Genomic DNA, 26924 nt, shown 5'->3' with positions numbered 1-26924 from the left:
GCCACAGCTGTTACGCGCACGTTTCGAAACGGGGCGGGGCTGTTCTGGAATGCGACAACCGGGGCGGACGGAGGGTGAACAGGACCTTGCGAGGGTCAACAGACGGTTGCGAAAAGCCCTTGTGGCACAGGCTTAATCCGCAATTCACTGTCTTAAATTCATGATCTCTTTATTCTCTTATTTAAGCCGATCTTCAAACGAGCCCCTTAAGTTGCACCTATCAGGCGGGACACAAGTTTCGTCGAATAAGTGTCGATAAAAACGACAACAGGGGAAGTGTCATGATGAAAGCCGTCGCAACTGCGGCAGATACCGCTGAGCGCGTCTCCGGCCAGCAGGGTTCGGTGCAGTCGCTCTACCTGGAAGCTTTGACTCTGGTGGAGCGGCTGCATCGCCGGCTCCTCGATGTGATCAAGGACGAGTTCGATCGCCGCGGTCGCGCCGACATCAACTCGGTGCAGGCGCTCCTGCTCTACAACATCGGCGACAAGGAGCTGACCGCGGGCGAGCTGCGCACGCGCGGTTACTATCTCGGCTCCAACGTCTCCTACAATCTGAAGAAGCTCGTCGAGCTCGGCTTCCTCGATCATCAGCGCTCGCGCGTTGATCGCCGCTCGGTGCGCATCCGCCTGACGCCGCAGGGCCAGGAAGTCCGCCGCATCGTCGACTCGCTCTACCAGAAGCACGTCAAGACGGTCGAGCAGGTCGGCGGCATCTCGGGTGAGGAATTCTCCACCCTGAACAAGTCGCTGCACCGCCTCGAGCGGTTCTGGACCGACCAGATCCTCTATCGGCTCTGAGTTCCAAGGGATCAAGGCCAAGCCGGCCCACAACAAGACCGGCGAGCCTCCAAAACGTGCCTGACTTCCCCAAGCGCATCGGCCCGGAGTTGCCCCCGGACCGGTGCGTTTTGTCGTTTTGTTGCAACTGCGAAAAAATCACCGTTCGGGCGGAACCAGGTCCCGGCATCGTCGTTAGCTCCCTGGATCGGAGGATGCGATGCAGGTCGGGCGCGGGTTGCAGGCTATGAACGTCGAACTCGTGAGTGATGCCTATGCCATCGCCGCGAATTACCTCCGCCGCTCCGGTGCCATGCCCGACACGCTCGTCACCGACGAGCACCTGCTCGAGATCATCATCAAGCTGCTCCAGCACGGCGAATTCAACAAGATCAGGCTCGCCAACAAGGCAATCGCCCGGTTCGAGACGCAGTCCGAGGCCCGCGCGGTTGCCTGATCAAGACCCCCGATATTCCAGAGAACCAGAGGATGCCATGGAAGCTGCCATCGACCGCATCATGCAGACCTACGACCTGCTTGCCAACCGCACTGCGGCGGCCAGCGAGGAGGCGAGGGCCAAGGTCACGAACTACCTTAACACGTTGATGGAAGCCGGCGAGAAGGACACCCACAGGTTGACGGTCTGCGGTCTGACCTATTTGCGTCAGCTCGACGGCAGCGTGGACCCGGTGAAGGCGGGGTATACCGGGCTTTAAGGGCAGGGGCGGCCGTCATCGGCTGGCCGGCCGGGACTTTAGGGTCCAAAGCGGCCCCTTTGGGACCATCGCAACGGATCAACGGAACGGGGCGGCTTCAGAGAGCCGCACCAGCGTCCAGATCCTTCAATCCCCACCATATCTTGCATAATTATCAGGCCCGACCCGCAACTACTTGGCCTGTTGCGGGCGATGTGGTAGATCGCGCACGCCGCTTCCGATCGCCACACCAGACCCGCCCGTAGCCCGCCAAAAGGCTGCGGCGGTGGAGATATTCGCAAGATGACCTCAGCCAAAACCGCCTCCGCGCCCGATTCGTTTTTCACCGCCCCGCTCGACCAGGCCGACCCGGACATCGCCGCCGCCATCAAGGGCGAGCTCGGCCGGCAGCGCCATGAGGTCGAGCTGATCGCCTCCGAGAACATCGTCAGCCGTGCCGTGCTGGAAGCGCAGGGTTCGGTGATGACCAACAAATACGCGGAAGGCTATCCGGGCGCGCGCTACTATGGCGGTTGTGAGTGGGTCGACGTCGCCGAGAACCTCGCGATCGACCGCGCCAAGAAATTGTTCGGCGCTGGCTTTGCCAACGTGCAGCCGAACTCCGGCAGCCAGATGAACCAGGCGGTGTTCCTGGCGCTGCTCCAGCCCGGCGACACCTTCATGGGTCTCGATCTTGCGGCCGGCGGCCATCTCACGCACGGCTCGCCCGTCAACATGAGCGGCAAGTGGTTCAAGGCCGCGCACTACACCGTGCGCCGCGAGGACCAGATCATCGATATGGATGCGGTGCAGAAGCAGGCCGAACAGATCAAGCCGAAGCTGATCATCGCCGGCGGCTCGGCCTATTCGCGCGCCTGGGACTTCAAGCGCTTTCGCGAGATCGCGGACTCGGTCGGGGCGTATCTGCTGGTCGACATGGCGCACTTCGCCGGCCTCGTCGCCGGTGGCGTGCATGCCTCCCCGGTGCCCTATGCGCACGTCACCACCACCACGACGCATAAGTCGCTGCGTGGTCCCCGTGGCGGCCTGATGCTGTGGAACGACGAGACGCTGACCAAGAAGCTCAATTCGGCGATCTTCCCGGGCCTTCAGGGCGGTCCGCTGATGCACGTGATCGCGGCGAAGGCGGTTGCCTTCGGCGAGGCGCTGCGGCCGGACTTCAAGGTCTACGCCAAGAACGTCGTCGAGAACGCCAAGGCGCTCGCCGAGACGCTGCGCGGCCACGGACTCGATATCGTCTCCGGCGGCACCGACAACCATCTGATGCTGGTCGACCTGCGTCCGAAGGGGCTGAAGGGCAACGCCTCGGAGAAGGCGCTGGTACGCGCCGCCATCACCTGCAACAAGAACGGCATTCCGTTCGACCCCGAGTCACCCTTCGTCACCTCCGGGATTCGGCTGGGCACGCCCGCTGCGACGACGCGCGGCTTCGGCGTCGCCGAATTCCAGCAGGTCGGTGGCATGATCGCCGAGGTCCTGAACGCGATCGCGCAGTCCGAGGACGGCAAGGCGCCGCTGGTGGAAGCCGCGATCAAGGAACGGGTCAAGGCGCTCACCGATCGGTTCCCGATCTATCAGTAAGGCTAGGCCAAGCGGATGCGCTGCCCGAACTGCAACAGTCTCGATACGCAGGTAAAGGACTCGCGTCCGACCGAGGACTCCTCCGTGATCCGCAGGCGGCGCGTGTGCGTCGCCTGCAATTTCCGCTTCACGACCTTCGAGCGCGTGCAGCTGCGCGAGCTCACGGTGATCAAGCGCAACGGCCGCCGCGTGCCGTTCGACCGCGACAAGCTGATGCGCTCGGTGTCGATCTCGTTGCGCAAGCGGCAGGTCGAGCCGGAAAGGGTGGAGAAGATGGTCTCCACCATCGTGCGCGAGCTCGAGACCGGCGGCGAGGCCGAGATCTCCTCGGAGGTGATCGGCGAGACCGTGATGGAGCATCTGCGCACGCTCGACGACGTCGCCTATGTGCGCTTCGCCTCGGTCTACCGCAATTTTCGCGAGGCCAAGGATTTCGCCGACGTGCTCGGCGAGCTCTCCGGTGAGGAGGAAGCGCGGCTCGCCGCGATCCGCAAATGATCTTCCGCATCCTGGAGGATCAGTTCGCGCAGAAGATCCGCGAATCCAAGGACACCGATCGCCGCTTCATGCAGCTGGCGCTGGCGTTGGGCAAGCGCGGGCAGGGGCGGACCTGGCCGAACCCTGCGGTCGGCGCGGTCATCGTGAAAGACGGTGTCATCGTTGGCCGCGGCTGGACCCAGCCCGGCGGGCGCCCGCATGGCGAGCCCGAAGCGCTGCGGCGGGCCAGCGAGGCGGCGCGCGGCGCCACGCTCTACGTCACGCTGGAGCCGTGCTCGCATTTCGGCAAGTCGCCGCCTTGCGCCGACGCGGTGATCGCTGCCGGCATCAAACGTGTGGTGGCTGCGATCGAGGATCCCAATCCTGAAGTCGCAGGCCAGGGCCACGCGCGCTTGCGCGCCGCCGGCATCACTGTGGACGTGGGGCTGTGCGCGGCAGAAGCCGCCTTCGACCACGCCGGGCATTTCCGCCGTATCCGCGACAAGCGCCCGCATGTGATCCTGAAGCTCGCAGTCTCGCCCGACGGCAAGATCGGTGCGGCCGGCGGCAAGCCGGTTGCGATTACCGGCGAAGCCGCGCGCGATCGCGTGCATCTCCTCCGCGCGCAGAGCGACGCCATCCTGGTCGGCATCGGCACGGTGCTGGCGGACGATCCGCTTCTCACCTGCCGTCTGCCGGGCATGGCGGGCCGCTCGCCTGTGCGCGTCGTGCTCGACCAGAGCCTGCGGATTTCCGCATCGAGCCAGCTGGTGCGCTCCGCGCGCGAGACGCCGCTGTGGGCGGTCGGCTCCGAACTCGCCGAGGCTGCGGCCGCCACGCGGCTTGGCGCAGCCGGTGCGCAGATCATCCGCATACCGCCGGGAAGCGGGGCCGGACTCGATCTTCCGTCCGTGCTGCATGCGCTGGCCGAGAAAGGCATCACGCGGCTGATGGTCGAAGGCGGCAGCCGTGTTGCGGCTTCGTTCGTCGCGGCCGATCTCGTCGACGAGATCTGGCTGTTCCGCGGCGCGGAAGCGGTCGGCGCTGACGGCGTCGATGCGCTCGATGCATTGCCCCTGTCGAAAATCACGCAGTCGCCGGCCTACAAGGTTCATGCTAGCGAAACATTCGACAGGGATACTCTCACCATCTTCGAGCGCGCCTAACATGTTCACCGGCATTGTCACCGATCTCGGCGAGATCGTCAGCTTCACGCCAACGGCGCAGGGCCAGTTGCACCGGCTGCGCATCGCCTGCCGTTACGACCAGACCACCATCATCGCCGACGGCGCTTCGATTGCCTGCAACGGCGTCTGCCTGACGGTCGTCGCTTCAGGTGTCGCGGGGAGCAAAACCTGGTTCGACGTCGATGCGGCCGCCGAGACGCTGGCGCTGACGACGGCGAAGCACTGGAAGGTGGGCACCAGGCTCAATCTGGAGCGCGCGCTCAAGATTGGCGACGAGCTCGGCGGCCATATCGTCGCCGGCCATGCCGACGGAATTGCGACCATCGTCAGCCGCGAGGACCTGCCCGACATGGCGCGGTTCGTGCTCTCCACGACGCGCGAGCTGGCGCGGTTCATCGCCACCAAGGGCTCGATTACGCTCGACGGCGTCTCGTTGACGGTCAATACCGTTACGGACGTGACCTTTTCGGTGCTGATCATCCCGCACACGCTTGATGTCACGACGATCGGCGCCTGGAAGGCGGGCACCGAGGTCAATATCGAGGTCGATCTGATGGCGCGCTATGCGGCGCGACTGGCGGAAATGAAGTGACCGGCGCAGCCGGAATTATGCTTTAAAACTTGGCTTACCCGCCTGCGGCGACTACATAACGCGCCGACCCAAGAGGCGACTTAACTAAACGGATTGAGACGATGGCAGACGCGCGGCGCGCACCCCTGAAGGACCAGACCGACATTTCCGGCGCGCGCGCGCTGATTGTCGAGGCGCGGTTCTATGACGATCTCCAGGATGCGCTTCTGGACGGCGCGGTGACCGAGCTGAAGGCGGCCGGCCTGACCCACGACGTCATCACGGTTCCCGGTGCGCTGGAGATTCCGGCGGCGGTTGCTATCGCGATCGACGCGGCTGCGGCGAACGGCAAGCCCTATGACGCCGTGATCGCACTCGGCTGCGTGATCCGCGGCGACACCATCCATTTCGAGATCGTCTCTCAGGAATCCTCGCGCGCGCTGATGGACCTTGCCGTGGCGCGAAAGCTGCCGCTCGGCAACGGCATCCTCACCGTCAATACCGAGGCGCAGGCCTGGGCGCGGGCGCGCGCCAGCGAGCTCGACAAGGGCGGTGATGCCGCGCGCGCGGCGCTCGCGATGCTGCGCATCAAGCGCCGTCTGGCGCGGGCCTGAGCCATGGCTGACCACAAGAAGCCGGCAGGGGCCCCGGAGAAGAAGGCGAACCGGCGCGGTGCGGCGCGGCTCGCAGCCGTCCAGGCGCTGTACCAGATGGACATCGCCGGCGCCGGTATCAACGACATCTTCGCGGAGTTCGAGAGCCACTGGCTCGGCAACGAGGTCGAGGGCGATACCTACCTGCCGGCTGAGGCCGCCTTCTTCCGCGACGTCGTCTCCGGCGTCGTGCGCGACCAGAAGAAGCTCGATCCCCTGATCGACGAGGCGCTGTCGACGGGCTGGCCGTTGAAGCGGATCGAGGCGATCCTGCGCGCGGTGCTGCGGGCAGGGGCCTATGAGCTCCAGCATCGCAAGGACGTGCCGGGCCGCGTCGTGGTCTCCGAATATGTCGACGTTGCCAATGCCTTCGTCGATCGCGAGGAGACCGGTATGGTGAACGCGGTGCTCGACCAGATCGGCCGCCAGTTTCGCGGTGACGAGTTCGGACGGGGGTAGATGTCCGCGAGGGCGGTAAAGTGATGCGAGACGGCTGCCCCATACTCCGCTGTCATCACCCGCGAAGGCGGGTGATCCAGTACGCCGCGGCCTATCGATTTGACACGACCGTCTCTGGAATACCGGATCGCCCGGTCAAGCCGGGCGATGACAGCGGTGGGGGCGGCTGACGCTGATGGCAAACAATCCCTCCGCCGAAGACTCCCTCATCGCGCGCTATTTCAAGCCGCTGGCGACCGATCCCGGCGCGCTCGGCTTGGTCGATGATGCCGCGATCCTGTCCTCGTCCGGCGACGACATCGTCGTCACCACCGATGCCGTGGTCGAGGGCGTGCATTATCTTGCCAGCGATCCTCCCGATACCATCGCGCGCAAGGCGCTGCGGGTGAACCTGTCGGATCTCGCGGCCAAGGGAGCCGTGCCGGCGGGCTTCGTGTTGACGCTGGCGCTGCGCAGCAGGGAGGATGCCTGGCTCAGGCCCTTTGCGGACGCCCTGGGCGAGGACGCGAAAACCTTCGCCTGCCCGCTGCTTGGCGGCGACACGGTGTCGACGCCGGGACCGCAAATGATCTCGATCACCGCGTTCGGCCGCGTGCCGAAGGGGCGGATGGTCGGCCGCACCGGCGCCAGGCCGGGCGACCGCATCCTGGTGACGGGGACCATCGGTGATGCCGCGCTCGGCCTCGACGTGCTCACCGGCGGTGCGGTGGCCGGAGCGCTCTCATCCGATCCCGTCGCACGGGAGGCTCTGGTCTCGCGCTACCGCATCCCGCAGCCGCGCAATGTGCTGGCGCAGGCGGTGCGGGACCACGCAACAGCCGCGATGGACGTCTCCGACGGGCTCGCCGGCGACCTGACAAAACTCTGTGCCGCGTCGGGCGTCTCGGCCACGATCCATGTGGCGAACATCCCACTGTCATCCGCCGCGGCGGGCCTGATCGCGCGCAACGCCGTTTGTGTCGAGACGCTGCTTGCCGGAGGCGACGATTACGAGGTGCTGTGCACGGTGCCGCCGGCGCAAAGCGATGCGGTGATTGCCGCGGGGCGGACCGTCGGCGTTGCGGTCGCGGTGATCGGCACGATCGTCGCGGGCGCCACGCGGCCGCGCTTCCTGGACGGGCAGGGCCAGGAACTGGCTTTGAAGCGGCTGTCCTACAGCCATTTCTAGGAATTGCTCCAAACCGGCGACCACGCTCGGCAGTCCGGGCTGAGGACTTGGTCTAAATACTTGCCGAGATCGGCTTTTTCGGCCCTTCCGGCGTTGCACCATCAATTTGATTTTGGCAAGCTCGCGACCGATTGAGGCCGCCTTGAGGCGGCCTTGTTCGAAATCAAGGCGCCGCACCGCACGACGGACAACAAAAGGCGCCGGGGGTACATCAAGGATCTGAGGCAGAAAATCACATGACAGCATTATGGTTGATAGTGCTCTGCGGAGTGCTTTCCGTCGTCTACGCGATTTGGGCGACGTCTTCGGTGTTGAGCGCGGATGCGGGGTCGCCGCGCATGCAGGAGATCGCAGGAGCGGTGCGCGAGGGCGCACAGGCGTATCTCCGGCGCCAGTACACCACGATCGGTATCGTCGGTATCGTCATCTTCGTGCTGCTTGTCTATTTCCTCGGGTTTTATGTCGCGATCGGTTTTGCCATCGGCGCCATCCTGTCGGGAGCAGCCGGCTTCATCGGCATGAACGTCTCGGTCCGCGCCAATGTGCGCACCGCCCAGGCGGCGACGACGTCGCTCGCCGGCGGCCTCGAGCTCGCCTTCAAGGCGGGTGCGATCACCGGCATGCTGGTGGCGGGTCTCGCGCTGCTCGGCGTCACCCTCTACTTCGGCTTCCTGGTCTATTCGCTGAAGCTCGCGCCTGACAGCCGTGTCGTCGTCGACGCCATGGTGGCGCTCGGCTTCGGCGCCTCGCTGATCTCGATCTTCGCCCGTCTCGGCGGCGGCATCTTCACCAAGGGTGCGGACGTCGGCGGCGACCTCGTCGGCAAGGTCGAGGCCGGCATCCCCGAGGATGATCCGCGCAACCCCGCGACCATCGCCGACAACGTCGGCGACAACGTGGGCGACTGCGCCGGCATGGCGGCCGACCTGTTCGAGACCTATGCGGTGACCGCGGTCGCCACCATGGTTCTGGCGGCGATCTTCTTTGCGAAGACGCCGATCCTCATGAGCATGATGACGCTGCCGCTCGCGATCGGCGGCATCTGCATCATCACCTCGATCATCGGCACCTTCTTCGTCAAGCTCGGGCCGAGCCAGTCGATCATGGGTGCGCTCTACAAGGGCCTGATCGCAACCGGCGTCCTGTCGCTGATCGGCATCGCCGGGGTGATCTACGCCCTGATCGGCTTCGGCAAGCTCGATGGCGTCGAGTACACCGGTATGTCGCTGTTCGAATGCGGCATCGTCGGCCTCGTCGTCACCGCGCTGATCATCTGGATCACCGAATACTACACCGGCACGGACTATCGTCCGGTGAAGTCGATTGCGGCGGCGTCGGTGACCGGCCACGGCACCAACGTGATCCAGGGCCTGGCGATCTCGATGGAGGCGACCGCGCTACCCGCGATCGTCATCATCGCCGGCATCCTGGTCACCTACAGCCTTGCCGGCCTGTTCGGCATCGCGATCGCGACCGCCACTATGCTGGCGCTGGCCGGCATGGTCGTCGCGCTCGATGCCTTCGGCCCGGTCACCGACAACGCCGGCGGCATCGCCGAGATGGCGGGTCTGCCGAAAGAGGTGCGCAAATCGACCGACGCGCTCGACGCCGTCGGCAACACCACCAAGGCGGTGACCAAGGGTTACGCGATCGGCTCCGCCGGTCTCGGCGCGCTCGTGCTGTTCGCGGCCTACAACCAGGACCTCAAGTTCTTCATCGCCGACTCCGCGCACCATCCTTACTTCGCCGGCGTCAATCCCGACTTCTCGCTGAACAATCCCTATGTGGTGGTGGGCCTCCTGTTCGGTGGTCTGCTGCCGTATCTGTTCGGCGCGATGGGCATGACGGCCGTGGGCCGTGCGGCGAGTGCGATCGTCGAGGAGGTGCGGCGTCAGTTCCGCGAGAAGCCGGGCATCATGCAGGGCACCGACAAGCCTGACTACGGCAAGGCGGTCGACCTGCTCACCAAGGCGGCGATCAAGGAGATGATCATCCCCTCGCTGCTGCCGGTGCTGTCGCCGATCGTCGTCTACTTCCTGATCTACGCGATCGCCGGAGGCGGCGTGGCCGGCAAGTCTGCGGCGTTCTCGGCGGTCGGTGCGATGCTGCTCGGCGTGATCGTGACGGGCCTGTTTGTCGCGATCTCCATGACCTCGGGTGGCGGCGCCTGGGACAACGCCAAGAAGTACATCGAGGATGGTCATTACGGCGGCAAGGGCAGTGATGCCCACAAGTCGGCAGTGACCGGCGACACTGTCGGCGATCCCTACAAGGACACGGCCGGGCCCGCGGTGAACCCGATGATCAAGATCACCAACATCGTGGCTTTGCTGCTGCTGGCGATCCTGGCGCACTGAACCTGTCATGCGCGACAAACGACAAACCCGCGGTGCAAACCGCGGGTTTTTTGTTGTCCGCTTTACGGGGGGCCGTCGCCATGACGTTCGAGACGACCAAATGTATGCGGTGCGGCTGCGACATGTTGGCGGCCGACACCGTCTGTCCGACTTGCGGCAAGGCGCAAAGAGGCTCCAGGCAATCCAGTGCTCGTACAATGCTGGCGGTCGCGCTGGCGGCGGCCGTCCTCATCGCCTTCAACTGGTTCAAGTCTCCTGCGCAGCAAGCGAGCCCGCCTACTGCACATCCATCTGCAATCCTTCCTTCTGGATGATGCCGGCGAACTTCTTCGTCTCGGCGTCCAGGAAGTCGGCGAACTGCTGCGGTGTGCCGTAGTCGGCGCGGGCGCCCATGGCGGCGATGTTCTTCTTGATGTCGTCGCGCTCCAGCATCGCCTTCACCTGGAGATTGAGCGCTTCGAGGACCGGGGCAGGGACGCCCTTCGGCAGGAACACCGAGAACCAGGACGACACGTCGAAATTGGCCAGCTCCGGCGCGCTCTCGCGCATGGTCGGCAGGTTCGGCGCGAGGTCGCTGCGTTCGGTGGTCGTCACGCACAGGCCGGTGAGCGTGCCGTTCTGGACCTGCGGCAGGCTCGGATAGAGGTTGTCGAACAGGATCTGGATGTCGCCGGCGAGCGCGGCCTGGAGCGCGGGACCTGCGCCGCGGAACGGGATGTGGGTCATCTTCAGACCGGTGAGCTGGAGGAACCAGGCGCCGGTGAGGTGAGGGCTCTGGCCGACGCCGGAGGAGGCGTAGCTGAGCTTGTCCGGATTGGCCTTGAGATACGCGATCAGCTCGGCGACCGACTTGATGCCGGTCTTCGGATGCGCCGAGACGATGTTCGGGATCCGGATCATGTTGGTAACGGGCTGGAGCTGCTCGGCCTTGTAGGTGAGGTTCTTGAAGATGCTGTAGGCGATCGCGTTGGGGCCGGGATTGCCGATCAGGATGGTGTGTCCGTCAGGCTTGGCGCGAACCACCTCGGCGGTGCCGATCGTGCCGCCGCCGCCCGAGCGGTTTTCCACGACGGCCGACTGGCCCCAAGCGGTTTGCAGATGGGCGGCCAGGAGCCGGCCCATGACGTCGGTCGAGCCGCCGGCCGCGGCCGGCACGACGATGCGGACGTTCTCGGTGGGCTTCCAGTCCGCCAGGCTCGATCGCGGCAGGATCGCCGCGGCCGACAGGCCGGCAGCACCGGTGAGCAAGCGACGGCGGGACAACAAAGTTTTGGGCACGAATCCACTCCCTGCTTCTTGTTTTGCGAGGAGCGTATGGAACCCGGCGCGCGACGGCAAGTCGCACGCGACGGTAAGGGCCGCGCGGAGGGCGGCACGACGCCGCAGGCTGGAGCCATTTCCGTTCCGATGAATCGGAACGGGGCTCCAGATTCTTGTTTTGACGCGTTTTCTTGACGCGAACCGGGTGTCCACTTCGCTCGAAAACGCTGTGCAGGCTCAGTTGAAGCTGAGCAGCTTGAACAGCGGCGTGAGGTAGCTCATCTCCTGGCCCGACGTCGGCGTGGTGCGGCTGATGAAATCGAAGATCTTGCCGTCCTGGAGGCCGTAATTCGCCAGCCGGCGCACGCGCCGGTTCTTGTCGAAGTAGATCGCGATCACGCGCTGATCGACCACCTGCTGATTCATGAACGCGACTTTGCGCTCGGAGCGCTGCGAGATGTAGTAGAAGACCTCGCCGTCGAGGGTCGCGACCGTGGAGGGCGTGCCCATCACGATCAGCACCTGGTCCTGGCTTGCGCCGATCGGAATCTGCTCGAGCGCACCGGGCGGCAGGATGTAGCCCTTCTGGAACTGCTCGCCGGTGCAGCCCGCGAGCGCCACGCCGACCAAGGCCGCAGCGGCGGCCATGCGCAGGCCGCGCCAGCGTGCATGAAGGCCGCGCCGCCTGTCTGCGCGCGGGCTGGTCTGGTTCGTTATCGTCATAGCGGAACTGATTCCGTCCCCTTGCGTCGCGCGAGGCGCTGAAGTACCGGGCGGAGGCTCTGAATGCAACACGCGCGCGCCCGCTTGCGGAAACCACAATGCTTTGGCCGTTCAATCACTTCAGGAAACCCCGGCTAGCCCCGCCGGGCACCATTGAAGCCATCTATGGCATGATCGTGACGCAGGCGCGAGAACCCATATTTTACCGCGACTTGGGCGTGCCCGATACGGTTAACGGCCGTTTCGACCTGTTGCTGCTGCATCTCTGGCTGCTGCTGCGCCGCCTGCGCACGGTCCAGGGTGCCACCGAGCTGTCGCAGGCGCTGTTCGACCGATTCTGCGAGGACATGGACGACAATCTGCGCGAGATGGGGGTGGGCGACCAGACCGTGCCGAAGCGGATGCGGGCGTTTGGCGAGGCTTTTTATGGCCGGGTCCAGGCCTATGACCAGGCGATCGAAAGCGGCGGTGAAGCGCTGGCGGCGGCGATCTGCAAGAATATCCTGAATGGGTCCGGCATGGATCAGGCGCTGCGGCTCGCGGCCTACGCGCGGGCCACGGAGGCGGATCTGGGCCGGACTGGCGAGGCCGCGCTGCTGCGCGCGTCCTTCAATTTTCCCCCGGCGATTCCCGAGGATGTCACATCATGAGCCGACCGAACACTGGATCCGGGCCCGACCCCTGGCGAGCGCCCGTCATCGTGGCGCAGATTCCCGACACCGGCGTGCACCGTGAGCTCGAGGCGTCGGCCGCCGAGCGGCAGGCCATGGCCGATGTCGCGGGCGTCCGGGAAATCCTGTCCGCCAGCGCCAGTTTCGACGTCGAGCCGAAGAGCGGCGGCCGGGTCCAGGTCACGGGGTACGTCCGTGCCCGGATCGGCCAGACCTGCGTGGTCACGCTCGATCCGATCGAGAACGAGATCGAGGAGGAGGTGGACCTGATGTTCGCCCCCGAGGCCGAGGCGCGTCGCCTGTCCGACCTGATCGAGGAGGGCGAGGACGGTGAGGAGCCGCCAGAGGTGGTCGACGCACCGGAGCCGATCACTGGCGGTATCATCGACCTCGGCCGGCTCGCCACCGACGCCCTGTTCCTGGCGATCGACCCCTATCCGCGAAAGCCGGGGGCTGTGTTCGAGGCGGAGGTCGTCGCCCCCGACCCCGAGGATCACCCTTTCGCGGCGTTGAAGGCGCTTCAGGACAAGAAGAAAGGCCAGTAGCTCCCGAATCCCCGTCAGACCGCTTTGCTACCGGGCGTGAGGTGTTTGCGGGCCTGGTTTGAAAACCTGATTTATCTACTTGATTTCGATATATTTCTTGTGAATTTCCGCGCCCGCCGCCGGATCGCTCCGAGTGCAAAAGGCTGGGGGCAAGAGGTTGTTTCGGGATAACAAAACGCTATTGTCGCGCCCCGGTCGGGGCGCGGCGTGGCGCCTGACCGGTCGCCATGTCCATGGCGGATCCATTTGCGGCCCCGCTCGTTCAAGACCGCACCAGACCAGGTTTCCAGGACTTTTATGCCAAGCAAGGTTCGCATCGCGCTTGACGCCATGGGGGGCGACGCTGGCGCCGCCGTGGTCATTCCAGGCGCCGCCATCTCGCTTCAGAGGCATCGCCAGACCGAGTTCCTGCTGGTCGGCGACCGCGCGAAGATCGAGCCCGAGCTCGATCGGCATCCCCAGCTCAAGGCCGCTTCGAAGATCATCCATACCGAAATTGCCGTCAGCGGCGAGGACAAGCCGAGCCAGGCGCTGCGGCGCGGCCGCAAGACCTCCTCGATGTGGCTCGCCATCGATGCGGTGAAGAAGGGCGAGGCGGATGTCGCGGTCTCCGCTGGCAACACCGGCGCGCTGATGGCAATGTCGCGCTTCCACCTTCGCACGCTGAACGGGATCGACCGCCCGGCGATCACGGGGATCTGGCCGACCAAGCGCGGCGAATCCGTCGTGCTCGACCTCGGCGCCACCATCGGCGGCGATGCGCATCATCTGGTGTCGCTGGCCGTCATGGGCGCGGCGATGGCGAGCGTCTTGTTCAACAAGCCGCGCCCCACGGTCGGCCTGCTCAATATCGGGGCCGAGGAGATCAAGGGGCACGAGGAGATCCGCGAAGCCAGCGAGATCCTGCGTGCGCGGAACCTGCCGGAGCTCGACTATATCGGCTTCGTCGAGGGCGACGGCATCGGCAAGGGGCTGGCCGACGTCATCGTCGCCGAAGGTTTCAGCGGCAACATCGCGCTCAAGGCTGCCGAGGGAACCGCGCGGCAGATGGCGGAATTACTCCGTAACGAGATGCAACGGAGCTGGCTGTCCAAGCTCGGCTATCTCTTCGCGCGCAGCGCCTTCCAGGCCCTGCGGGACAAGATGGACCCGAACAAGTCCAATGGCGGCGTGTTCCTGGGACTCAACGGACTGGTGGTTAAAAGCCACGGCGGAACCAGCGCCGAAGGCTTTGCCTATGCGATCGATGTTGGCTATGAGATGGCTCACTACGATCTCCTGAACAAGATCAATCAGATACTCAACCGCGAGGGTGGTGCACTCAATTCCGTGCAGACCGCGCAGGAGGCTGTTTCGTGACCAAGATTCGTTCGGTCGTGCTGGGCTGCGGCTCTTACTTGCCGGAGCAGGTGGTGACCAACGCCCAATTGGCGGCGCGCATCGACACGTCCGACGAGTGGATCGTCCAGCGCACCGGCATTCGCGAGCGGCACATTGCGGCCGAGGGCGAGTTCACCTCGCATTTGGCGATCAAGGCGGCGCGGGCCGCGCTCACCGATGCCGGCGTGGACGCGCAGTCGATCGAGCTGATCGTGCTGGCGACCTCGACGCCCGACAACACCTTCCCCGCGACGGCTGTCGCCGTGCAGCACGGGCTCGGCATCAATCACGGCGCGGCCTTCGACCTGCAAGCGGTGTGCTCGGGCTTCGTGTTCGCGCTCGCCACCGCCGACAATTTCCTGCGCACCGGCGCCTACAAGCGCGCGCTGGTGATCGGCGCGGAGACCTTCTCGCGCATCCTCGACTGGAACGATCGCGGTACCTGCGTGCTGTTCGGCGACGGCGCCGGGGCGGTCGTGCTGGAGGCGCAGGAGCAGCCGGGCAAGGCTGCGACCGACCGCGGCATCGTCACCACGCATCTGCGCTCCGACGGCCGCCACAAGGCAAAGCTGTTCGTCGACGGCGGACCGTCCTCGACCCAGACCGTCGGCCATCTGCGCATGGAGGGCCGCGAGGTCTTCAAGCATGCGGTCGGCATGATCACCGACGTGATCGTCGATGCCTTCGAGGCGACCGGGCTCAATGCCGACAGCATCAACTGGTTCGTGCCGCACCAGGCCAACAAGCGAATCATCGACGCTTCCGCGCACAAGCTGCATATCGCGCCGGAGAAGGTGGTGCTGACGGTGGACCGTCACGGCAACACCTCGGCGGCTTCGATTCCGCTGGCGCTGGCGGTGGCGCGCAAGGACGGCCGCATCAAGCGCGGCGACCTGGTTCTGCTGGAGGCGATGGGCGGCGGCTTCACCTGGGGCTCCGCGCTCGTGCGCTGGTAAGGCCACAGTCGATAAAATTTTGCCGGAATCAGCCGCCATTATCGATGCGTCTGCATTGATGAGCGCTGTTGACCGCTGTATCGTAACCTCATAATTTCAGACAACAATTGTTCGCCGTGATGTGGGGCAGGGCGATGACCGATACAAGTAAAACCGTAACGCGTGTCGATCTGTGCGAAGCCGTCTACCAGAAGGTGGGGCTGTCGCGCACGGAATCGTCCGCGTTCGTGGAACTCGTGCTGAAGGAGATCACCGACTGCCTTGAGAAGGGCGAGACGGTGAAGCTGTCCTCGTTCGGCTCCTTCATGGTCCGCAAGAAGGGCCAGCGCATCGGACGCAATCCGAAGACCGGCACCGAGGTGCCGATCTCGCCGCGCCGGGTCATGGTGTTCAAGCCGTCGGCGATCCTGAAGCAGCGGATCAACGGCCAGCACCGCGCCAATGGCGATGCCAGCAAGGCGCAACCCGAGGCATAACCGCCTTTCGAAAAGGACTGTCCTTTGGACAAGGCGCCGGATGCGTTCCGAACCATCAGCGAAGTAGCGCAGGAACTCGACATTCCGCAGCACGTGCTGCGGTTCTGGGAGACCCGATTCTCCCAGATCAAGCCGATGAAGCGCAGCGGCGGCCGCCGCTATTACCGCCCCGACGACGTCGACCTGCTCAAGGGCATCCGCCGCCTGCTCTACGGGGAGGGCTACACCATCCGCGGCGTGCAGCGGATCCTCAAGGAGCACGGCGTCAAATCGGTGCAGGGCCTCGCCGACGGCGCAGCCGCGGTCTCGTTCGGGGCGATCGAGGACGCCATCGGCGCGAGCCTGATGGAGCCCGAGGAGGAGACCGGCGTCCGCGGCACCCGCGACACCGACGATGACGACTACCAGGGCGAGGAGGAGGAAGGCATCGACTTCCGCTTCTCCGAGACCGACGACGAGGACATCCTCACCACCTTCCGCAAGGGCGGCACCGCCGCCGCGCCCGCCGGCCCCAGCGCGCTGGACCGGGAGCGCCTCGGCCGGGCGCTCGCCGACCTCGTTGCCATCAGGGAGATGCTCGACCAGGCTCTGAAGGACGCCTAGCGGCCCCTTCCGCCGGCTTTGCGGCCAGTTCCGGGGCTCTCGAGCAGAGACGCCAAAATGCTGCGGCCTTGCCTTGCGCATCGCGCCGATCCTAGCTAATGGAACGACGTTCGGAGCGTGGCGCAGCCCGGTTAGCGCACTAGTCTGGGAGACTAGGGGTCGGAGGTTCAAATCCTCTCGCTCCGACCATTTTTCTCAAAGCATCTGTCGGGTGGTTGGACGGTCGGGATAGAGCCCGTGCCGGCGCTGACGCATGTGCGACGGTCGTGGCGGGTGGCTGCTGTGGTGGCCGGCAGACCAAAATGCCGAAAACAACCCCATGCACAGTAGCGATGCCGTTGCTGGATAATGCTTTTTGATGTTGAGTAATGTTTTTCCGAAATCGACTTGACCCGTCGGGCAAAACAGGGGTATGGTGTCATCATGCAGCGTGGGTCAGGACGCCACTGCCTCGACCGCGCTAACGCCCTTGAAGGCTGCCAGTCCCGAAGGTCTTGCGCATCTCCTTGCGGCACCCGGCCACGAGCGGCGAGGCTCCCCGTCAGCCCAGCTCCGACCCCAGTGCCTGCTCCAGCAGCTTCCGGCTCGGCTCGTAGCGGTTGACGAACTGGTCGATCAGCAGTGGCGTCAAGCCGGTGCGGCAGGCTTCGATGGTGTCGGTGATGTCGGCGAGCTTCATCTGGATCGCGGCGCGGTTGCCGGAGGCGCAGAGTTTGCGGACATAGTCGAGATAGATCCCGCATTCGGCGGGGCCGACCTCCTGGAAGCGGCGATAATAGTCCGCGTTCGGCGGCGGGGTCGTGATGTCGATGATCTCGCAAGCTTCCTGGCTGATGCCGAGGGAATTGAGCATCTCGCGGCCGCCGCCACGCTCCATCATCGCATCGTGCAGGAGGGCGGATTCGATGTGGGCGCGCGTCGCATCCGGCTTGCGGAAGATCAGGCGGAGCGCGACGCGCTCGAAATGCTGCGCCCAGGGGCGACCGAGATGATCCCTGATGCCGGCCTGCTGCTGGTCCACGGCCGCGATGATGTCCGTGTACCAGGATGCGCTTGGAACGAGCGTCATGCGTTGGTCCCTTCTCGTCTTGTGTGTTTGCGATCCGAATCCTCGGAGGAGAGCTCGACGAGCCGCTGCTCGCTCGGGCGAACGGTGCGGCTGAGGCTGCGCTGGCTTGCGACGTCCTCGACCCGGCGCTGCCAGCCCTCGACCATCGGGCGCATCGCTGCTTCCCAGTCGCCAAGCGCGGCATCGATATCGTCAGAGTGCGCAACGGCCTGCGCGAGCGCGACGGCGTTGACGATGCTGACGCCGGCACCTTGCCCCAGGCTCGAGGGCATCGCATGGGCGGCATCGCCGACGATCGCCGCGCGTCCTCTCGACCAGGTCGAAAGCGTCGTTGTTGCGTAGCGGTCGTGGCGGCCTGCGTTGCCAACCCGCCGCAATGTCGGTGCGAGATCTGGAAATCTTGCGGTCCAAAGCGCGCCGGCAATCGGAACGGACGTCGCCTCGACATCGGTGATCGGCGCCATCAGGCAGAAATAGAAGGCGTCCGGACCGCACGGCGTGTAGAGCACCCGCAACGGACGTCCGCGGTAATCATAGAAGTCGTGAATGCTGTTCCATGTGTTGTCGCGCAGTCCGTCGCGATCGAGAAGGATCCGCGTGATGCCGTCCTGGTGCGCGACGCGCGTGATTGGAATGTCCAAGGTTTGGGTGATGGTCGATCTCACGCCGTCGGCGGCGATGACCAGATCGGCGGCGAGCCGGGTGCCGTCCGCGAGGATCAACGCGCCACGCGGATTCGCCGCAACGGCGCGCGATCCGCCGATGATGCTGACGCCGGCGCGTCTCGCCGCATCGATCAGCGCGACATGAAGAGCCGCCCGGGTCGTGGTGACGATGTTTCCGTCGGTGGATGCATTCGATTGACGTGCGCCGTCGATATAGACGCAATGCGCGGCAGGTTTGAATGCTCCACGCATGAAATCGTCGTAGGCACCGGTCTTGCGAAGGGCATCATGGACGAAACCGTGGACATAAAGGCCGGCGCCGACGCTTCTTGGCTCGGGATCGGCCTCGTAGACGGTCACGCGCCATCCGGCGCGCGCCAGCACGGCCGCCGCGGCGAGGCCGGCATAGCCGGCCCCGGCAATCACTGCTGTACGGGTCATTCGGCCGGTGCCTCGATGCCCTTCGGCGACGCTGCGACGTCGCGCGCCGCCGACGTTGCCTCGAGCGTCTTGCCCTTCGTGTTGGGGCCGACCAGCGCCACCACGATGATGCTCGCGATCAAGAGGCCGTCGCTCACCAGGAAGAGCGCGAGCCGGCCGTGCAGCACGGCGAAGATGCCGAACGCCAGCAACAGGAGGATGCCGCCGACGCGGCCCCAGGCCGAGGCCATGCCCATCGCCGTCGTTCGGATCTCGGTCGGGTAGAGCTCGGGCGTGTAGGTGTAGATGCAGGTCGAGCCGTTGCCGAGGAAGAAGGCGGTGAACCAGGCACAGGCCATGATCGTCGTGGGCGTATTCGCAAGGCCGAACAGCGTGCTGGAAACCCCGATCCCTGCGAAGCAGATCATCAGCCAGTATTTCCGGCCGACCAGATCGAGGAAGTAGCCCGCACCGATATAGCCGGGGATAAAGCCGGAAAAGATCACGACGGTGAACTCGGTCGATCGCACGATGGAGAAACCGTCCATCGCGAGCAACGTCGGAAGCACGGATTGGAAAGTGTAGAGAACGCCGTACTCGGTGAACCAGACCATCCACAGCATGATGGTGACAGGCAGGATCGCGGGGGCGACGATCTCGCGCCGGCTGACCGGCCGGGTGACGGGCATCGGGATCGGAACGACGGGCGGAAGCGTCCCGCCGTTCGACCGCGCCACCTGCGCTTCGATCGACGCGACGATCTTTTCAGCTTCCTCGGTGCGGCCCTGGCTCACCAGCCATCGCGGGCTTTCGGGGAGGAAGGTCCGCATCAGGCCGATCAGCAGCGCGAACGGGAAGGTGAGCGCGAGCGTCCAGCGCCAGCCGACTGTCGGGATCAGCAGGAGCGCCCAAACCGGGGACAGGGCGATACCGATCGCGAAGAACGCCATCATCCAGCCGTTGAAGCGGCCGCGGAGCCGCGAGGGCCACAGCTCCGCCAGATAAGGCGGCACCACGCAGCTCTCCATGCCGACGAAGATCCATGTGAAGAAGTTCAGCAGGCAGAAGATTTCGATGCCGGGAGAAAGCGCGCGGGAGGCCGAGAACAGCGAGTAGAGGCCGAGGCTCCAGGTCATGACGGCCTTGCGCCCGAACCTGTCGGCGACGAAGCCGACCAGAAGGGAGCCGATCAGATAGCCGCTCAGTCCAATCGCCGACGTGACGCCGAGCGCGAGCGGGCCGAGGTTCCATTCGGTGCGAAAAGCTGCGAAGGCAAAGCCGGTGACGGCCGTGTCCAGCGTATCGAAGAACAGCGAAAGCCCAGCAATGATAAGGACTTGAATGTGAAAGCGGGAGGGAGGTAGCCGGTCGATTCGGGCAACGAGCCCTTGGGCAGTGATGCTCATGGACGAGATCCTTTGCTTGCGCGAAAACGGCCCGGCAGTCGCCCTCGCTTGGCGCGGCACCTATGATAGGATAGCCGTGCATGCACAGTTTATGCACGGTGTATAAAGCAAGGCAAGATATTTCATGATGGCCAGCAGACCACCTCCGCCGCCGGGTAAAGGGAAGGGCGTCGAGTTCGCCTACGCGTCGCTCCGGCGCGAGATCGTTTCGCTCACCTTGCGACCGGGGACGCCGCTCGATGAGGCGGTCCTCGCTGCACGGCTGGGGCTGTCGCGCACGCCCGTGCACGAAGCGCTCGTCAGGCTGGCCTCGGAATCGCTGGTGGTGCTGCTGCCGAACCGCGGCGCCAGCGTCGCGAGCCTCAACTGGGATGACCTTCGCGAGATGTTCGAGGCGCTCGATATCACCCAGCGGCTCGTCACCAGATGGGCGGCGCTACGCCGGACCGATGCGCAGCTCGCCGAGATCGATGCCGAACGGGTCGCCTTCGAACAGCATGAAGCCGCGGGCCGCACGGAGGAGATGAACGACAGCAATTGGCGCTTTCACGCGCTGATCGCCGCCGCCTGCGGCAACAAGCTGATCGAGCGCAACTACCTCCACTTGCTCACGCTCGCGCTGCGCATCGCCTATCTCGCCTACAATGTGGAGCATTTTGCTTCGAAGGCTGCGTATCAGAAGCACATGAATACGATTTTGACGGAGCACATCGCGATGGTCGCGGCGATCAGGGACAGGGACGCGGACAAGGCAGATGCCTTGGGGCGCACGCATGCTGACCTTGGGCGGCAGCGGATACAGGATGTGATGACGCGAGGGGTGAGCAGTTCGCTAGATATCGCGCTCGATCATCCGATTGCGATGTTGAGGCAATGATGATGTGGCTGCCGGATGGCGACCTTTCAGCCAGGACGTCTATCGCAAATACCCCACCATCATCCTTGTCGTTTCACTAGATTGCGATGACAGTGTGCACCTAAATTAAAGCGCCTTTCTTGGATTGTGTCGCAAGGCTCAGCCTCGACCAATAAGTGTGCTGGCACCGTAACAGTACCCGGGACTGCCAAAAATGATCGATGACGCCGATGCGCCGGAATTTGCTGGGTGGAATAGCTATAGAGATTTCGCAGAGCGAGTGAGGCATCAGCGCCGATACATTTGGGACGATCATATCAAGGTTTTCATCGCGGCCGTGCTCGCGACTGTCAAGGAGCGAGATATCACTCTGCCAAAAGGCATGGTCCTGTTTAGGGCGCAGCGTGGCATCGATTATGTCTCCCGAAGCAAGAACTACCCGGAAGAGCCCGTCGGCTACGGGCGCGAGCGCATGAAGCCGCGTCGGAGCAAAGCCTCAGAAGGTCGGGCCAACGCAGTCGGCGTTCCAGTTCTTTATCTTGGGACAACCGAGCAGACGGTTATTTCGGAGGTTCGGCCTTGGGTAGGCGCCGAAATATCCGTGGCTCAGTTTGTGCTGAAGCGGAAGTTGCGCGCGCTCGACCTATCTCGTGGTCATGGCCAATCTTCGATAGGCGTCCTGACGTTTGATCAGCTCCTTGAAGCGAAGCCGTTGACTCCGGAGCAACGCAATCGAGCGGTTTGGATCGATATTGATAATGCGTTCTCAGAGCCGGTAACTAAGTCAGACGATGCAGGCGATTATATCCCGACCCAAATTTTGGCGGAGGTGTTCAGAGATGCAGGCTATGAAGCCATCTTGTACAAGAGCCAGTTTGGCGAGAAGGGGTTTAACATCGTGGTGTTCAATCCCGACGATGCGAATGTGATCAATTGCGCACCCTATAAGGTTACGGGGTTCGAAGTTTCCTTCAAGGAAATAGGAAACCGCTGGTTTCGATCCAGAAGAGTGGAAAACGGAAAATCAAGAGGACTAAGCGGTAAAAATCAAACCCGATCTAGATCTCAATCTTGAGAACGCGTTCGAGTAAAGCGCCCCTCCTACCTCAAATACCCCACCACCATCCGCGTCGTCTCGTCCACCAACACCTTCACCATCTTCTCCGACAGCATCTCGGCGCCGTTCAGCACCGTGTTGTGCGCGATGGCTTCGATCGTGCTCACGCACATGAATGCGGCGAGCGCGGGGTCGAGCTTGCGCATCTCCTTGCGGTGGCGTTCGAGATAGGCGCGCACGAGGGCGCGGATTTCGTGGCTGTAGGCTTCGACCTCGGCGAGGTGGCCGGAGCGGGGGATCTGCTCGGCGAGGACGCGATGCAGGTTCGGGTCGATGTGATGGGCCTCGATCGCGACCGTGACGAGGCGGCGCACGGCTTTCTCGATCGGCAGGTCTGCGACCTCCGCGAATGCGGCGCGGACGACATTCATGATCGCCTCGTTGTGGCGGTCGATCACGGCGGCGACGAGGGCCTCCTTGCCCGGAAAATACTGGTAGAGCGAGCCGACGCTGACGCCGGCGAGTTCGGCGATGCGGTTGGTGCTGGCTTTCTCAAAACCTTCCTTGACCAGAATGCGAGCGGTTGCCTCGACCAGCGCGTCGACGGTGACGCGGGAGCGCTGCTGCGAGGCATTTTTCCGGGGTCTTGTGGGCGGTTTGCGGGCCACGGCCTTGTGATCTGAATGCGAGTAGAAAAAGCGAGTGAATGCTCGCATTATATCCGCAAGCGGCGGCGGGTGGGCAAGCCTCTTGTCGCCGTGTCGAAAGCGCCAGATGGGGATGTGGCCATGAGCGTCGCAAGACTTGTGTCGGCCTTGCAGTTCTGTCCGGGCGGTTGCGCGTTCAGTACGCGATCCCGACGCGATCCCGCACCAAGCCTGCAAAGCCGCGCCTTCAACATGTTACTGCGGCTGCTTCCGTACAAGGAGCAGTTGGCCTCAGCCGAGGCGGTGCAGGCGCATGTGCAGAAGCTCGCGCTGGAGCCGGCCTCGTTCGAGCCGACGGGCCTTGGCCGCGGCGTCGAGGCGACGCTGACGAAGATGGGCGGCTGGCCGGTCTATTACACCGCGCCGTCGTCGGGACATGAAGGCTGCAACTACGTCATGTTCCTGCATGGCGGCGGCTTCATCAACGAGATCGTGCCGGCGCATTGGCGCTTCGTCGGCCAGATGACGCGGCAGGCGCGCGTGTGCTGTGTCGTGCCGGTCTATCCGCTTGCGCCGCGCGCCACCGCCGAGGAGGTCGTCCCGAAGACGGCCGAGCTGTTGCGCATGCTGCTCGAGGATGCGGGTTCGGCAAAGGTCACGGTGGTCGGCAATTCCGCCGGAGCTAGCCTTGCGCTCGCCGCCTGCCAGTGGCTGCGCGATCGCGGGCATCGGCAGCCAGACCGCCTGATGCTGATCTCGCCCGCGGCCGATGCATCGGTCAGCCGTCCGGAGCAGGCTGCGATCGCGGTGCGCGATCCGGTCCAGGACATTCCGGGGATCGTCGAGGCGGGACGGCTTTATGCCGGCGAGCTCGATGTCGGCCATCCCTTCGTCAGCCCGCTCAACGGCACCTTCCGTTCGCTGGCGCCGATGACGATCTTCTCGGGCACGCGCGATCTGCTGTACCCCGATAGCGTCGGTCTTGCAGAGCGGGCGAGGGCGGTCGGCGTGCCGGTCGAGCTGCATCTGCTGCGCGACCAGCCGCACAATTATGCGCTGATGCCGACGCCGGAGGGGCGGCAGGCGCGTGCGCTCATCATGCGCGCGATCGCTTAGGGGGCAACAGCTTGAGGAAGAAAGCTGTGATTGACGCAGCCTTGGCGGGGCTGGCGACTGCAATGTTCGGGCGGGTGAAGGCGGCTCGTCATCGACGCGGCGACCGTCAGCCGACGAGGGCCGCTGCCGTTGCGGAGAATGCGTGCACATCCGGCAAGCTCATGAACCCCGGCTTGGAAAAATAGTATCCCTGGAAGAGGTCGATCCCCGCAGCCCGGAGCACCGTCAGTTCGGCTTCGCTTTCGACGCCCTCGGCGAGGAGCTTGATATCGAGTTCGCGGGCCATCGACGCGATGCCGGCGACGATGACCTGCTTCGGGCGGCTGAGGTGGATGTTGCGCAAGAGCTCCATGTCGATCTTGATGAGGTCCGGCTGGAGCCTCGCCAGCAAACTGAGCCCGGCATAGCCGGCCCCGAAGTCATCGAGCGCGGTCAGAAAACCGAGCGTCTTGTAGGTCCGCACGATGTGCTCGACATGCGCAGGATCGCTCATGCGTTCGTTTTCGGTGAACTCGAACATGAGGTTCGCGGGCGGGAAGTTCGAACGGCGCGCCGCCGCCAGGGATTGTTGGATGCACGCCTGCGGCTCGTAGACTGCGTTGGGCATGAAGTTGATGGACAGTCGAGCATGCGGATCGTCAAACAGCTTTCCGGCGGTCTCGATCGCCATGACTCTTGCAGCCTGGTCGAAGCGGTAAAGCTGGTCTTCGGTCAGTTGGCTCAGGACGCTCTGTGCACTTTCGCCATTGGGCCCGCGCACCAATGCTTCATAGCCCCAGACGCGCTGTTCGTTCACCGCGACGATCGGTTGAAACGCCATCTTGAATTCGAACGGCAGTCCCTCGCCGCCGCCGCATCCTTTGCAGACCCCCGCCATCGATCTCTCCTTCGTGGAGAATTCACGATAGGGGCGAGGGATTAAGGATCGGTGCGATCCGGTCGCGGCGTTCCAACCAACGGCGCGAGACCGGCTCAGCGAGGACGCGGTGCAGCTTCGGGGTGAGGCATCGATCGCAACGGTCACGGGCTTGCGCACAGCCTTGTTGATCGGCGGAGGGACGCGCAACGCGGGTGCGATTATTTTGCGTGAGATTGCTCAATTGGAGAGCGTGACGATTGTCACAAAGCGCTGACGCAATGGGTCTGGCGCTGCTTGAGCCCATGCGGAGGGACAAGGCGGCCCCCGGGGCGTTTCCTCGCTATCCGTAGTTCTGCGGGGCCTTAGGCGTGGCCCTTGATCTCGTAGTGGCCCGGCACGCATTTGTAGCGCTCGAGGCGCCAGTTGGCGTGATAGATCGGATGCTCGCCCATCCATTTTGCGAGGGGTGCCTGTGCGCCGATTGCACACTGCATCATCGACATTTCGGGCGTCATGTTGCTGTCGGTCACGATTTCCTCGACGCAACTGCCTGAGCTAGCTGCGCTAAGCCGGCAGAGCACGGCTACGACGGTCACGAACATTCCTGTCACCTCATCGGTAGTTTCTGACCACGAAGAGGATGCAAGCGGAGTGCCAGAGCCTGTGACACAAACAACACGCTGGCCTGGCCGACTCGACCCAGCGTCCGCCTCCATTTGGCGATTCGGATTGTAAAAAAATTGCCCCTAACCCGAAGCCGGGCGAATACGGGGAACCCGCAGGAATGACCGACACAGGGCGTCGCCGCCCGCGAGGGCCCGCAGGCCGCGATCCCGGAGGCGCTCGGCGCCGTGAACGGGGCGCGCATCGAGGCGGCCGGATAGTCCGCCGGCCGAAATAATCGATGTTCAATGGCAGCGCCGATCCGCTTTTACCTGCGGATGCGGCGCTGCTACATTTTGCGCGCGCCCGCGTCAGCGGCGCGGTGACGAAGAAACAGACCGACAAGGGGAGGGACCGAAGTCCCATGAAGGATTTTGCTGGAAAGATCGCAGTCATCACCGGCGGCGGCACGGGGATGGGGCGCGAGCTCGCACGGCAGCTCGTCGCCGAGGGCTGCAATGTCGCGATGTGCGACGTCTCGGAGGCCGCGATGGCCGAGACCAAACGGCTCTGCGAGGTCGAGAAGCTGCCGCAGGGCCTGCGCGTCACGACGCATGTCGCCGACGTCGCGATCGAGGATCATCTCAAGCGCTTCCGCGACGAGCTCGCCGAACAGCAGAAGACCGACCGGATCCATTTGCTGTTCAACAATGCCGGCATCGGCGGCGGCGGCAGCCTGTTCACCAACACCCGCGAGCAGTGGGAGCGCACCTTCAACATCTGCTGGGGCGGGGTCTATCTCGGCGTGCGCACCTTCCTGCCGATGCTGGTGGCGGCGGACGAGGCCCACATCGTCAACACCGCGAGCGTCAACGGCTTCTGGGCCTCGATCGGCATGGGCCAGGCGCACACGGCCTACAGCTCGGCCAAGTTCGCGGTGAAAGGATTTACCGAAGCGCTGATCAACGACCTGCGCCTGCACGCGCCGCACGTCAAATGCTCGGTGGTGATGCCCGGCCATATCGGCACCTCGATCGTCTCCAATTCGCGCAAGGTGCAGAGCATGGACGGATCGGAACGGCTCAACGCCGACGAGGTCGCGCTGACCCGCAAGCGCATGGTCGCCGCCGGCGTGCCGGATGCCGACAAGATGTCGGACGAGGACGTCCAGGCCGCGTTCGCCGAGCGGGCCCGCAGCTTCCTCGAGGACGCGCCGACCACGGCTGCGCAAGCCGCCAAGATCATCCTCGACGGGGTCAAGGCCGAACGCTGGCGCATTCTCGTGGGCGAGGACGCGAGGCGCCTCGACGAGCGTGTCCGCGCCACGCCGGAGCAGGCCTACGACCGCGACTTCTACGAAAGTTTTACGCAGGAGGTCGGCTGGCGGCTCGGCTAAGTCTGGCCAAGTCTGTCCGGCTGAATCCGGTTGGCTGAGACTGTCAACAAACGCGCGCCGATATAGGCATGATGATCATCATGGCAAGAGGCGCGCGGGGTCATTTGACGTGCCACCTCTTGCCAATGTCGTTGCGTATGACGAATTGGAATGTCACGCATGCGGCATCGTCCGTCATTCAAGCATCGTTCAAGCGATGGTGATGGCAAACGGGGCGCATTCGGCACGCCGCAGCTTGGTAGGCGAACCAAAATGGTTTACTGAATCA

29 protein-coding genes and 1 tRNA gene are annotated in these 26924 nt (G+C 64.4%); 22 read left to right on the top strand and 8 right to left on the bottom strand.

Translation table 11 applies throughout. The features are described from left to right. The first annotated feature begins 281 nt into the window (after positions 1-281). The 11 genes from ldtR to AC1RUR_RS21595 all read left to right on the top strand — a co-directional run bounded on the left by ldtR (position 282) and on the right by AC1RUR_RS21595 (position 9948). Complete coding sequence (gene ldtR, locus AC1RUR_RS21645; protein ID WP_011087797.1) at positions 282-800, top strand: transcriptional regulator LdtR; 519 nt, start codon at positions 282-284, stop codon at positions 798-800. Positions 801-999: 199 nt separating this feature from the next. Next, positions 1000-1236 carry a hypothetical protein gene (locus AC1RUR_RS21640; RefSeq protein ID WP_492847623.1) on the top strand — a complete coding sequence of 79 codons (237 nt, stop codon included), beginning with the start codon at positions 1000-1002 and terminating at the stop codon, positions 1234-1236. Positions 1237-1273: 37 nt separating this feature from the next. Beyond that, positions 1274-1495: a hypothetical protein gene (locus tag AC1RUR_RS21635; RefSeq protein ID WP_091893260.1), complete on the top strand. Its 222-nt coding sequence runs from the start codon at positions 1274-1276 to the stop codon at positions 1493-1495. Positions 1496-1777: 282 nt separating this feature from the next. Beyond that, complete coding sequence (gene glyA, locus AC1RUR_RS21630; RefSeq protein WP_492847621.1) at positions 1778-3076, top strand: serine hydroxymethyltransferase; 1299 nt, start codon at positions 1778-1780, stop codon at positions 3074-3076. Positions 3077-3091: 15 nt separating this feature from the next. After that, a complete protein-coding gene (gene nrdR, locus AC1RUR_RS21625) occupies positions 3092-3574 on the top strand; it encodes a transcriptional regulator NrdR (RefSeq protein WP_007603426.1) in 483 nt (160 codons plus the stop codon). Then, positions 3571-4719, top strand: coding sequence for a bifunctional diaminohydroxyphosphoribosylaminopyrimidine deaminase/5-amino-6-(5-phosphoribosylamino)uracil reductase RibD (gene ribD / locus AC1RUR_RS21620; RefSeq protein ID WP_492847619.1), 1149 nt, complete (start codon positions 3571-3573; stop codon positions 4717-4719). The genes nrdR and ribD overlap by 4 nt, the downstream gene beginning before the upstream one ends. Before the next feature lies 1 nt (position 4720). Further along, the gene (locus tag AC1RUR_RS21615) at positions 4721-5332 is read left to right on the top strand and encodes a riboflavin synthase (protein ID WP_492847617.1); all 612 of its coding nucleotides are present in this window, start codon (positions 4721-4723) and stop codon (positions 5330-5332) included. A gap of 101 nt (positions 5333-5433) precedes the next feature. Next, entirely contained in the window at positions 5434-5925 is a 492-nt protein-coding gene (gene ribH / locus AC1RUR_RS21610; RefSeq protein ID WP_492847615.1) for a 6,7-dimethyl-8-ribityllumazine synthase, read from the top strand. A gap of 3 nt (positions 5926-5928) precedes the next feature. Continuing rightward, entirely contained in the window at positions 5929-6423 is a 495-nt protein-coding gene (gene nusB, locus AC1RUR_RS21605) for a transcription antitermination factor NusB (RefSeq protein WP_492847613.1), read from the top strand. A 175-nt stretch (positions 6424-6598) separates the two neighbouring features. Next, positions 6599-7591, top strand: coding sequence for a thiamine-phosphate kinase (gene thiL / locus AC1RUR_RS21600; protein WP_492847611.1), 993 nt, complete (start codon positions 6599-6601; stop codon positions 7589-7591). Between the two features lie 236 nt (positions 7592-7827). Further along, entirely contained in the window at positions 7828-9948 is a 2121-nt protein-coding gene (locus tag AC1RUR_RS21595) for a sodium-translocating pyrophosphatase (RefSeq protein ID WP_492847609.1), read from the top strand. A gap of 276 nt (positions 9949-10224) precedes the next feature. Here the strand turns inward: AC1RUR_RS21595 and AC1RUR_RS21590 are convergent, their stop codons facing one another. Both AC1RUR_RS21590 and AC1RUR_RS21585 read right to left on the bottom strand, forming a co-directional pair. Continuing rightward, positions 10225-11226 carry a Bug family tripartite tricarboxylate transporter substrate binding protein gene (locus AC1RUR_RS21590; RefSeq protein ID WP_492847607.1) on the bottom strand — a complete coding sequence of 334 codons (1002 nt, stop codon included), beginning with the start codon at positions 11224-11226 and terminating at the stop codon, positions 10225-10227. A gap of 219 nt (positions 11227-11445) precedes the next feature. Beyond that, positions 11446-11931: an outer membrane protein assembly factor BamE gene (locus AC1RUR_RS21585; protein ID WP_492847605.1), complete on the bottom strand. Its 486-nt coding sequence runs from the start codon at positions 11929-11931 to the stop codon at positions 11446-11448. Positions 11932-12029: 98 nt separating this feature from the next. Here AC1RUR_RS21585 and AC1RUR_RS21580 point away from each other — a divergent pair, with 98 nt between their 5' ends. The 7 genes from AC1RUR_RS21580 to AC1RUR_RS21550 all read left to right on the top strand — a co-directional run bounded on the left by AC1RUR_RS21580 (position 12030) and on the right by AC1RUR_RS21550 (position 16751). Continuing rightward, on the top strand, positions 12030-12581 hold the full coding sequence (locus tag AC1RUR_RS21580) for a ubiquinol-cytochrome C chaperone family protein (RefSeq protein WP_492847603.1): 552 nt from the start codon (positions 12030-12032) through the stop codon (positions 12579-12581). Beyond that, positions 12578-13147 (top strand): YceD family protein, encoded by a 570-nt coding sequence (locus tag AC1RUR_RS21575; RefSeq protein ID WP_492847601.1) that lies wholly within the window; start codon positions 12578-12580, stop codon positions 13145-13147. Before AC1RUR_RS21580 ends, AC1RUR_RS21575 begins: the two co-directional genes overlap by 4 nt. Positions 13148-13444: 297 nt before the next feature. Then, positions 13445-14506, top strand: coding sequence for a phosphate acyltransferase PlsX (plsX, locus tag AC1RUR_RS21570; protein ID WP_492847600.1), 1062 nt, complete (start codon positions 13445-13447; stop codon positions 14504-14506). Next, positions 14503-15483 carry a beta-ketoacyl-ACP synthase III gene (locus tag AC1RUR_RS21565; RefSeq protein WP_492847598.1) on the top strand — a complete coding sequence of 327 codons (981 nt, stop codon included), beginning with the start codon at positions 14503-14505 and terminating at the stop codon, positions 15481-15483. The genes plsX and AC1RUR_RS21565 overlap by 4 nt, the downstream gene beginning before the upstream one ends. A gap of 134 nt (positions 15484-15617) precedes the next feature. Continuing rightward, on the top strand, positions 15618-15959 hold the full coding sequence (locus AC1RUR_RS21560; RefSeq protein WP_492847596.1) for an integration host factor subunit alpha: 342 nt from the start codon (positions 15618-15620) through the stop codon (positions 15957-15959). 24 nt (positions 15960-15983) lie between these two features. Next, positions 15984-16562: a MerR family transcriptional regulator gene (locus AC1RUR_RS21555; protein WP_492847594.1), complete on the top strand. Its 579-nt coding sequence runs from the start codon at positions 15984-15986 to the stop codon at positions 16560-16562. 111 nt (positions 16563-16673) lie between these two features. Next, positions 16674-16751 (top strand) — tRNA-Pro (locus AC1RUR_RS21550). A gap of 352 nt (positions 16752-17103) precedes the next feature. Here the strand turns inward: AC1RUR_RS21550 and AC1RUR_RS21545 are convergent. The 3 genes from AC1RUR_RS21545 to AC1RUR_RS21535 are packed head-to-tail and all read right to left on the bottom strand — an operon-like array spanning position 17104 to position 20122. Next, complete coding sequence (locus tag AC1RUR_RS21545; protein WP_492847592.1) at positions 17104-17631, bottom strand: hypothetical protein; 528 nt, start codon at positions 17629-17631, stop codon at positions 17104-17106. Next, positions 17628-18737 (bottom strand): FAD-dependent oxidoreductase, encoded by a 1110-nt coding sequence (locus AC1RUR_RS21540; protein WP_492847590.1) that lies wholly within the window; start codon positions 18735-18737, stop codon positions 17628-17630. Before AC1RUR_RS21540 ends, AC1RUR_RS21545 begins: the two co-directional genes overlap by 4 nt. After that, the gene (locus tag AC1RUR_RS21535; protein ID WP_492847588.1) at positions 18734-20122 is read right to left on the bottom strand and encodes an MFS transporter; all 1389 of its coding nucleotides are present in this window, start codon (positions 20120-20122) and stop codon (positions 18734-18736) included. The genes AC1RUR_RS21540 and AC1RUR_RS21535 overlap by 4 nt, the downstream gene beginning before the upstream one ends. Before the next feature lie 124 nt (positions 20123-20246). Here AC1RUR_RS21535 and AC1RUR_RS21530 point away from each other — a divergent pair, with 124 nt between their 5' ends. Together AC1RUR_RS21530 and AC1RUR_RS21525 are read left to right on the top strand one after the other, a co-directional pair. Beyond that, on the top strand, positions 20247-20999 hold the full coding sequence (locus AC1RUR_RS21530; RefSeq protein WP_492847586.1) for a GntR family transcriptional regulator: 753 nt from the start codon (positions 20247-20249) through the stop codon (positions 20997-20999). A 193-nt stretch (positions 21000-21192) separates the two neighbouring features. Beyond that, positions 21193-22053 carry an RES family NAD+ phosphorylase gene (locus AC1RUR_RS21525; RefSeq protein WP_492847584.1) on the top strand — a complete coding sequence of 287 codons (861 nt, stop codon included), beginning with the start codon at positions 21193-21195 and terminating at the stop codon, positions 22051-22053. A gap of 26 nt (positions 22054-22079) precedes the next feature. Here the strand turns inward: AC1RUR_RS21525 and AC1RUR_RS21520 are convergent, their stop codons facing one another. Beyond that, positions 22080-22703, bottom strand: coding sequence for a TetR/AcrR family transcriptional regulator (locus AC1RUR_RS21520; protein ID WP_492847582.1), 624 nt, complete (start codon positions 22701-22703; stop codon positions 22080-22082). 120 nt (positions 22704-22823) lie between these two features. Here AC1RUR_RS21520 and AC1RUR_RS21515 point away from each other — a divergent pair, with 120 nt between their 5' ends. Beyond that, positions 22824-23798, top strand: a complete 975-nt coding sequence (locus AC1RUR_RS21515) for an alpha/beta hydrolase fold domain-containing protein (RefSeq protein ID WP_492847580.1) — start codon at positions 22824-22826, stop codon at positions 23796-23798. A gap of 106 nt (positions 23799-23904) precedes the next feature. Here the strand turns inward: AC1RUR_RS21515 and AC1RUR_RS21510 are convergent, their stop codons facing one another. Both AC1RUR_RS21510 and AC1RUR_RS21505 read right to left on the bottom strand, forming a co-directional pair. Continuing rightward, complete coding sequence (locus AC1RUR_RS21510; RefSeq protein ID WP_492847578.1) at positions 23905-24675, bottom strand: EAL domain-containing protein; 771 nt, start codon at positions 24673-24675, stop codon at positions 23905-23907. A 344-nt stretch (positions 24676-25019) separates the two neighbouring features. After that, positions 25020-25187, bottom strand: coding sequence for a hypothetical protein (locus AC1RUR_RS21505; protein WP_231088410.1), 168 nt, complete (start codon positions 25185-25187; stop codon positions 25020-25022). 497 nt (positions 25188-25684) lie between these two features. Here AC1RUR_RS21505 and AC1RUR_RS21500 point away from each other — a divergent pair, with 497 nt between their 5' ends. Continuing rightward, positions 25685-26656, top strand: coding sequence for an SDR family NAD(P)-dependent oxidoreductase (locus tag AC1RUR_RS21500; protein ID WP_492847869.1), 972 nt, complete (start codon positions 25685-25687; stop codon positions 26654-26656). Positions 26657-26924 lie beyond the last annotated feature (268 nt).

Source organism: Bradyrhizobium sp. GW821-FHT12B03, assembly GCF_058807535.1.
This window is presented reverse-complemented; position numbering and strand designations above follow the sequence as displayed.

Coding starts and splice junctions, on each gene's coding strand:
- ldtR (WP_011087797.1), top strand. CDS start 282: ATGATGAAAGCCGTCGCAACTGCGGCAGATACCGCTGAGCGCGTCTCC.
- AC1RUR_RS21640 (WP_492847623.1), top strand. CDS start 1,000: ATGCAGGTCGGGCGCGGGTTGCAGGCTATGAACGTCGAACTCGTGAGT.
- AC1RUR_RS21635 (WP_091893260.1), top strand. CDS start 1,274: ATGGAAGCTGCCATCGACCGCATCATGCAGACCTACGACCTGCTTGCC.
- glyA (WP_492847621.1), top strand. CDS start 1,778: ATGACCTCAGCCAAAACCGCCTCCGCGCCCGATTCGTTTTTCACCGCC.
- nrdR (WP_007603426.1), top strand. CDS start 3,092: ATGCGCTGCCCGAACTGCAACAGTCTCGATACGCAGGTAAAGGACTCG.
- ribD (WP_492847619.1), top strand. CDS start 3,571: ATGATCTTCCGCATCCTGGAGGATCAGTTCGCGCAGAAGATCCGCGAA.
- AC1RUR_RS21615 (WP_492847617.1), top strand. CDS start 4,721: ATGTTCACCGGCATTGTCACCGATCTCGGCGAGATCGTCAGCTTCACG.
- ribH (WP_492847615.1), top strand. CDS start 5,434: ATGGCAGACGCGCGGCGCGCACCCCTGAAGGACCAGACCGACATTTCC.
- nusB (WP_492847613.1), top strand. CDS start 5,929: ATGGCTGACCACAAGAAGCCGGCAGGGGCCCCGGAGAAGAAGGCGAAC.
- thiL (WP_492847611.1), top strand. CDS start 6,599: ATGGCAAACAATCCCTCCGCCGAAGACTCCCTCATCGCGCGCTATTTC.
- AC1RUR_RS21595 (WP_492847609.1), top strand. CDS start 7,828: ATGACAGCATTATGGTTGATAGTGCTCTGCGGAGTGCTTTCCGTCGTC.
- AC1RUR_RS21585 (WP_492847605.1), bottom strand. CDS start 11,931: ATGACGATAACGAACCAGACCAGCCCGCGCGCAGACAGGCGGCGCGGC.
- AC1RUR_RS21580 (WP_492847603.1), top strand. CDS start 12,030: ATGCTTTGGCCGTTCAATCACTTCAGGAAACCCCGGCTAGCCCCGCCG.
- AC1RUR_RS21575 (WP_492847601.1), top strand. CDS start 12,578: ATGAGCCGACCGAACACTGGATCCGGGCCCGACCCCTGGCGAGCGCCC.
- plsX (WP_492847600.1), top strand. CDS start 13,445: ATGCCAAGCAAGGTTCGCATCGCGCTTGACGCCATGGGGGGCGACGCT.
- AC1RUR_RS21560 (WP_492847596.1), top strand. CDS start 15,618: ATGACCGATACAAGTAAAACCGTAACGCGTGTCGATCTGTGCGAAGCC.
- AC1RUR_RS21545 (WP_492847592.1), bottom strand. CDS start 17,631: ATGACGCTCGTTCCAAGCGCATCCTGGTACACGGACATCATCGCGGCC.
- AC1RUR_RS21540 (WP_492847590.1), bottom strand. CDS start 18,737: ATGACCCGTACAGCAGTGATTGCCGGGGCCGGCTATGCCGGCCTCGCC.
- AC1RUR_RS21535 (WP_492847588.1), bottom strand. CDS start 20,122: ATGAGCATCACTGCCCAAGGGCTCGTTGCCCGAATCGACCGGCTACCT.
- AC1RUR_RS21530 (WP_492847586.1), top strand. CDS start 20,247: ATGATGGCCAGCAGACCACCTCCGCCGCCGGGTAAAGGGAAGGGCGTC.
- AC1RUR_RS21525 (WP_492847584.1), top strand. CDS start 21,193: ATGATCGATGACGCCGATGCGCCGGAATTTGCTGGGTGGAATAGCTAT.
- AC1RUR_RS21515 (WP_492847580.1), top strand. CDS start 22,824: ATGAGCGTCGCAAGACTTGTGTCGGCCTTGCAGTTCTGTCCGGGCGGT.
- AC1RUR_RS21510 (WP_492847578.1), bottom strand. CDS start 24,675: ATGGCGGGGGTCTGCAAAGGATGCGGCGGCGGCGAGGGACTGCCGTTC.
- AC1RUR_RS21500 (WP_492847869.1), top strand. CDS start 25,685: ATGAAGGATTTTGCTGGAAAGATCGCAGTCATCACCGGCGGCGGCACG.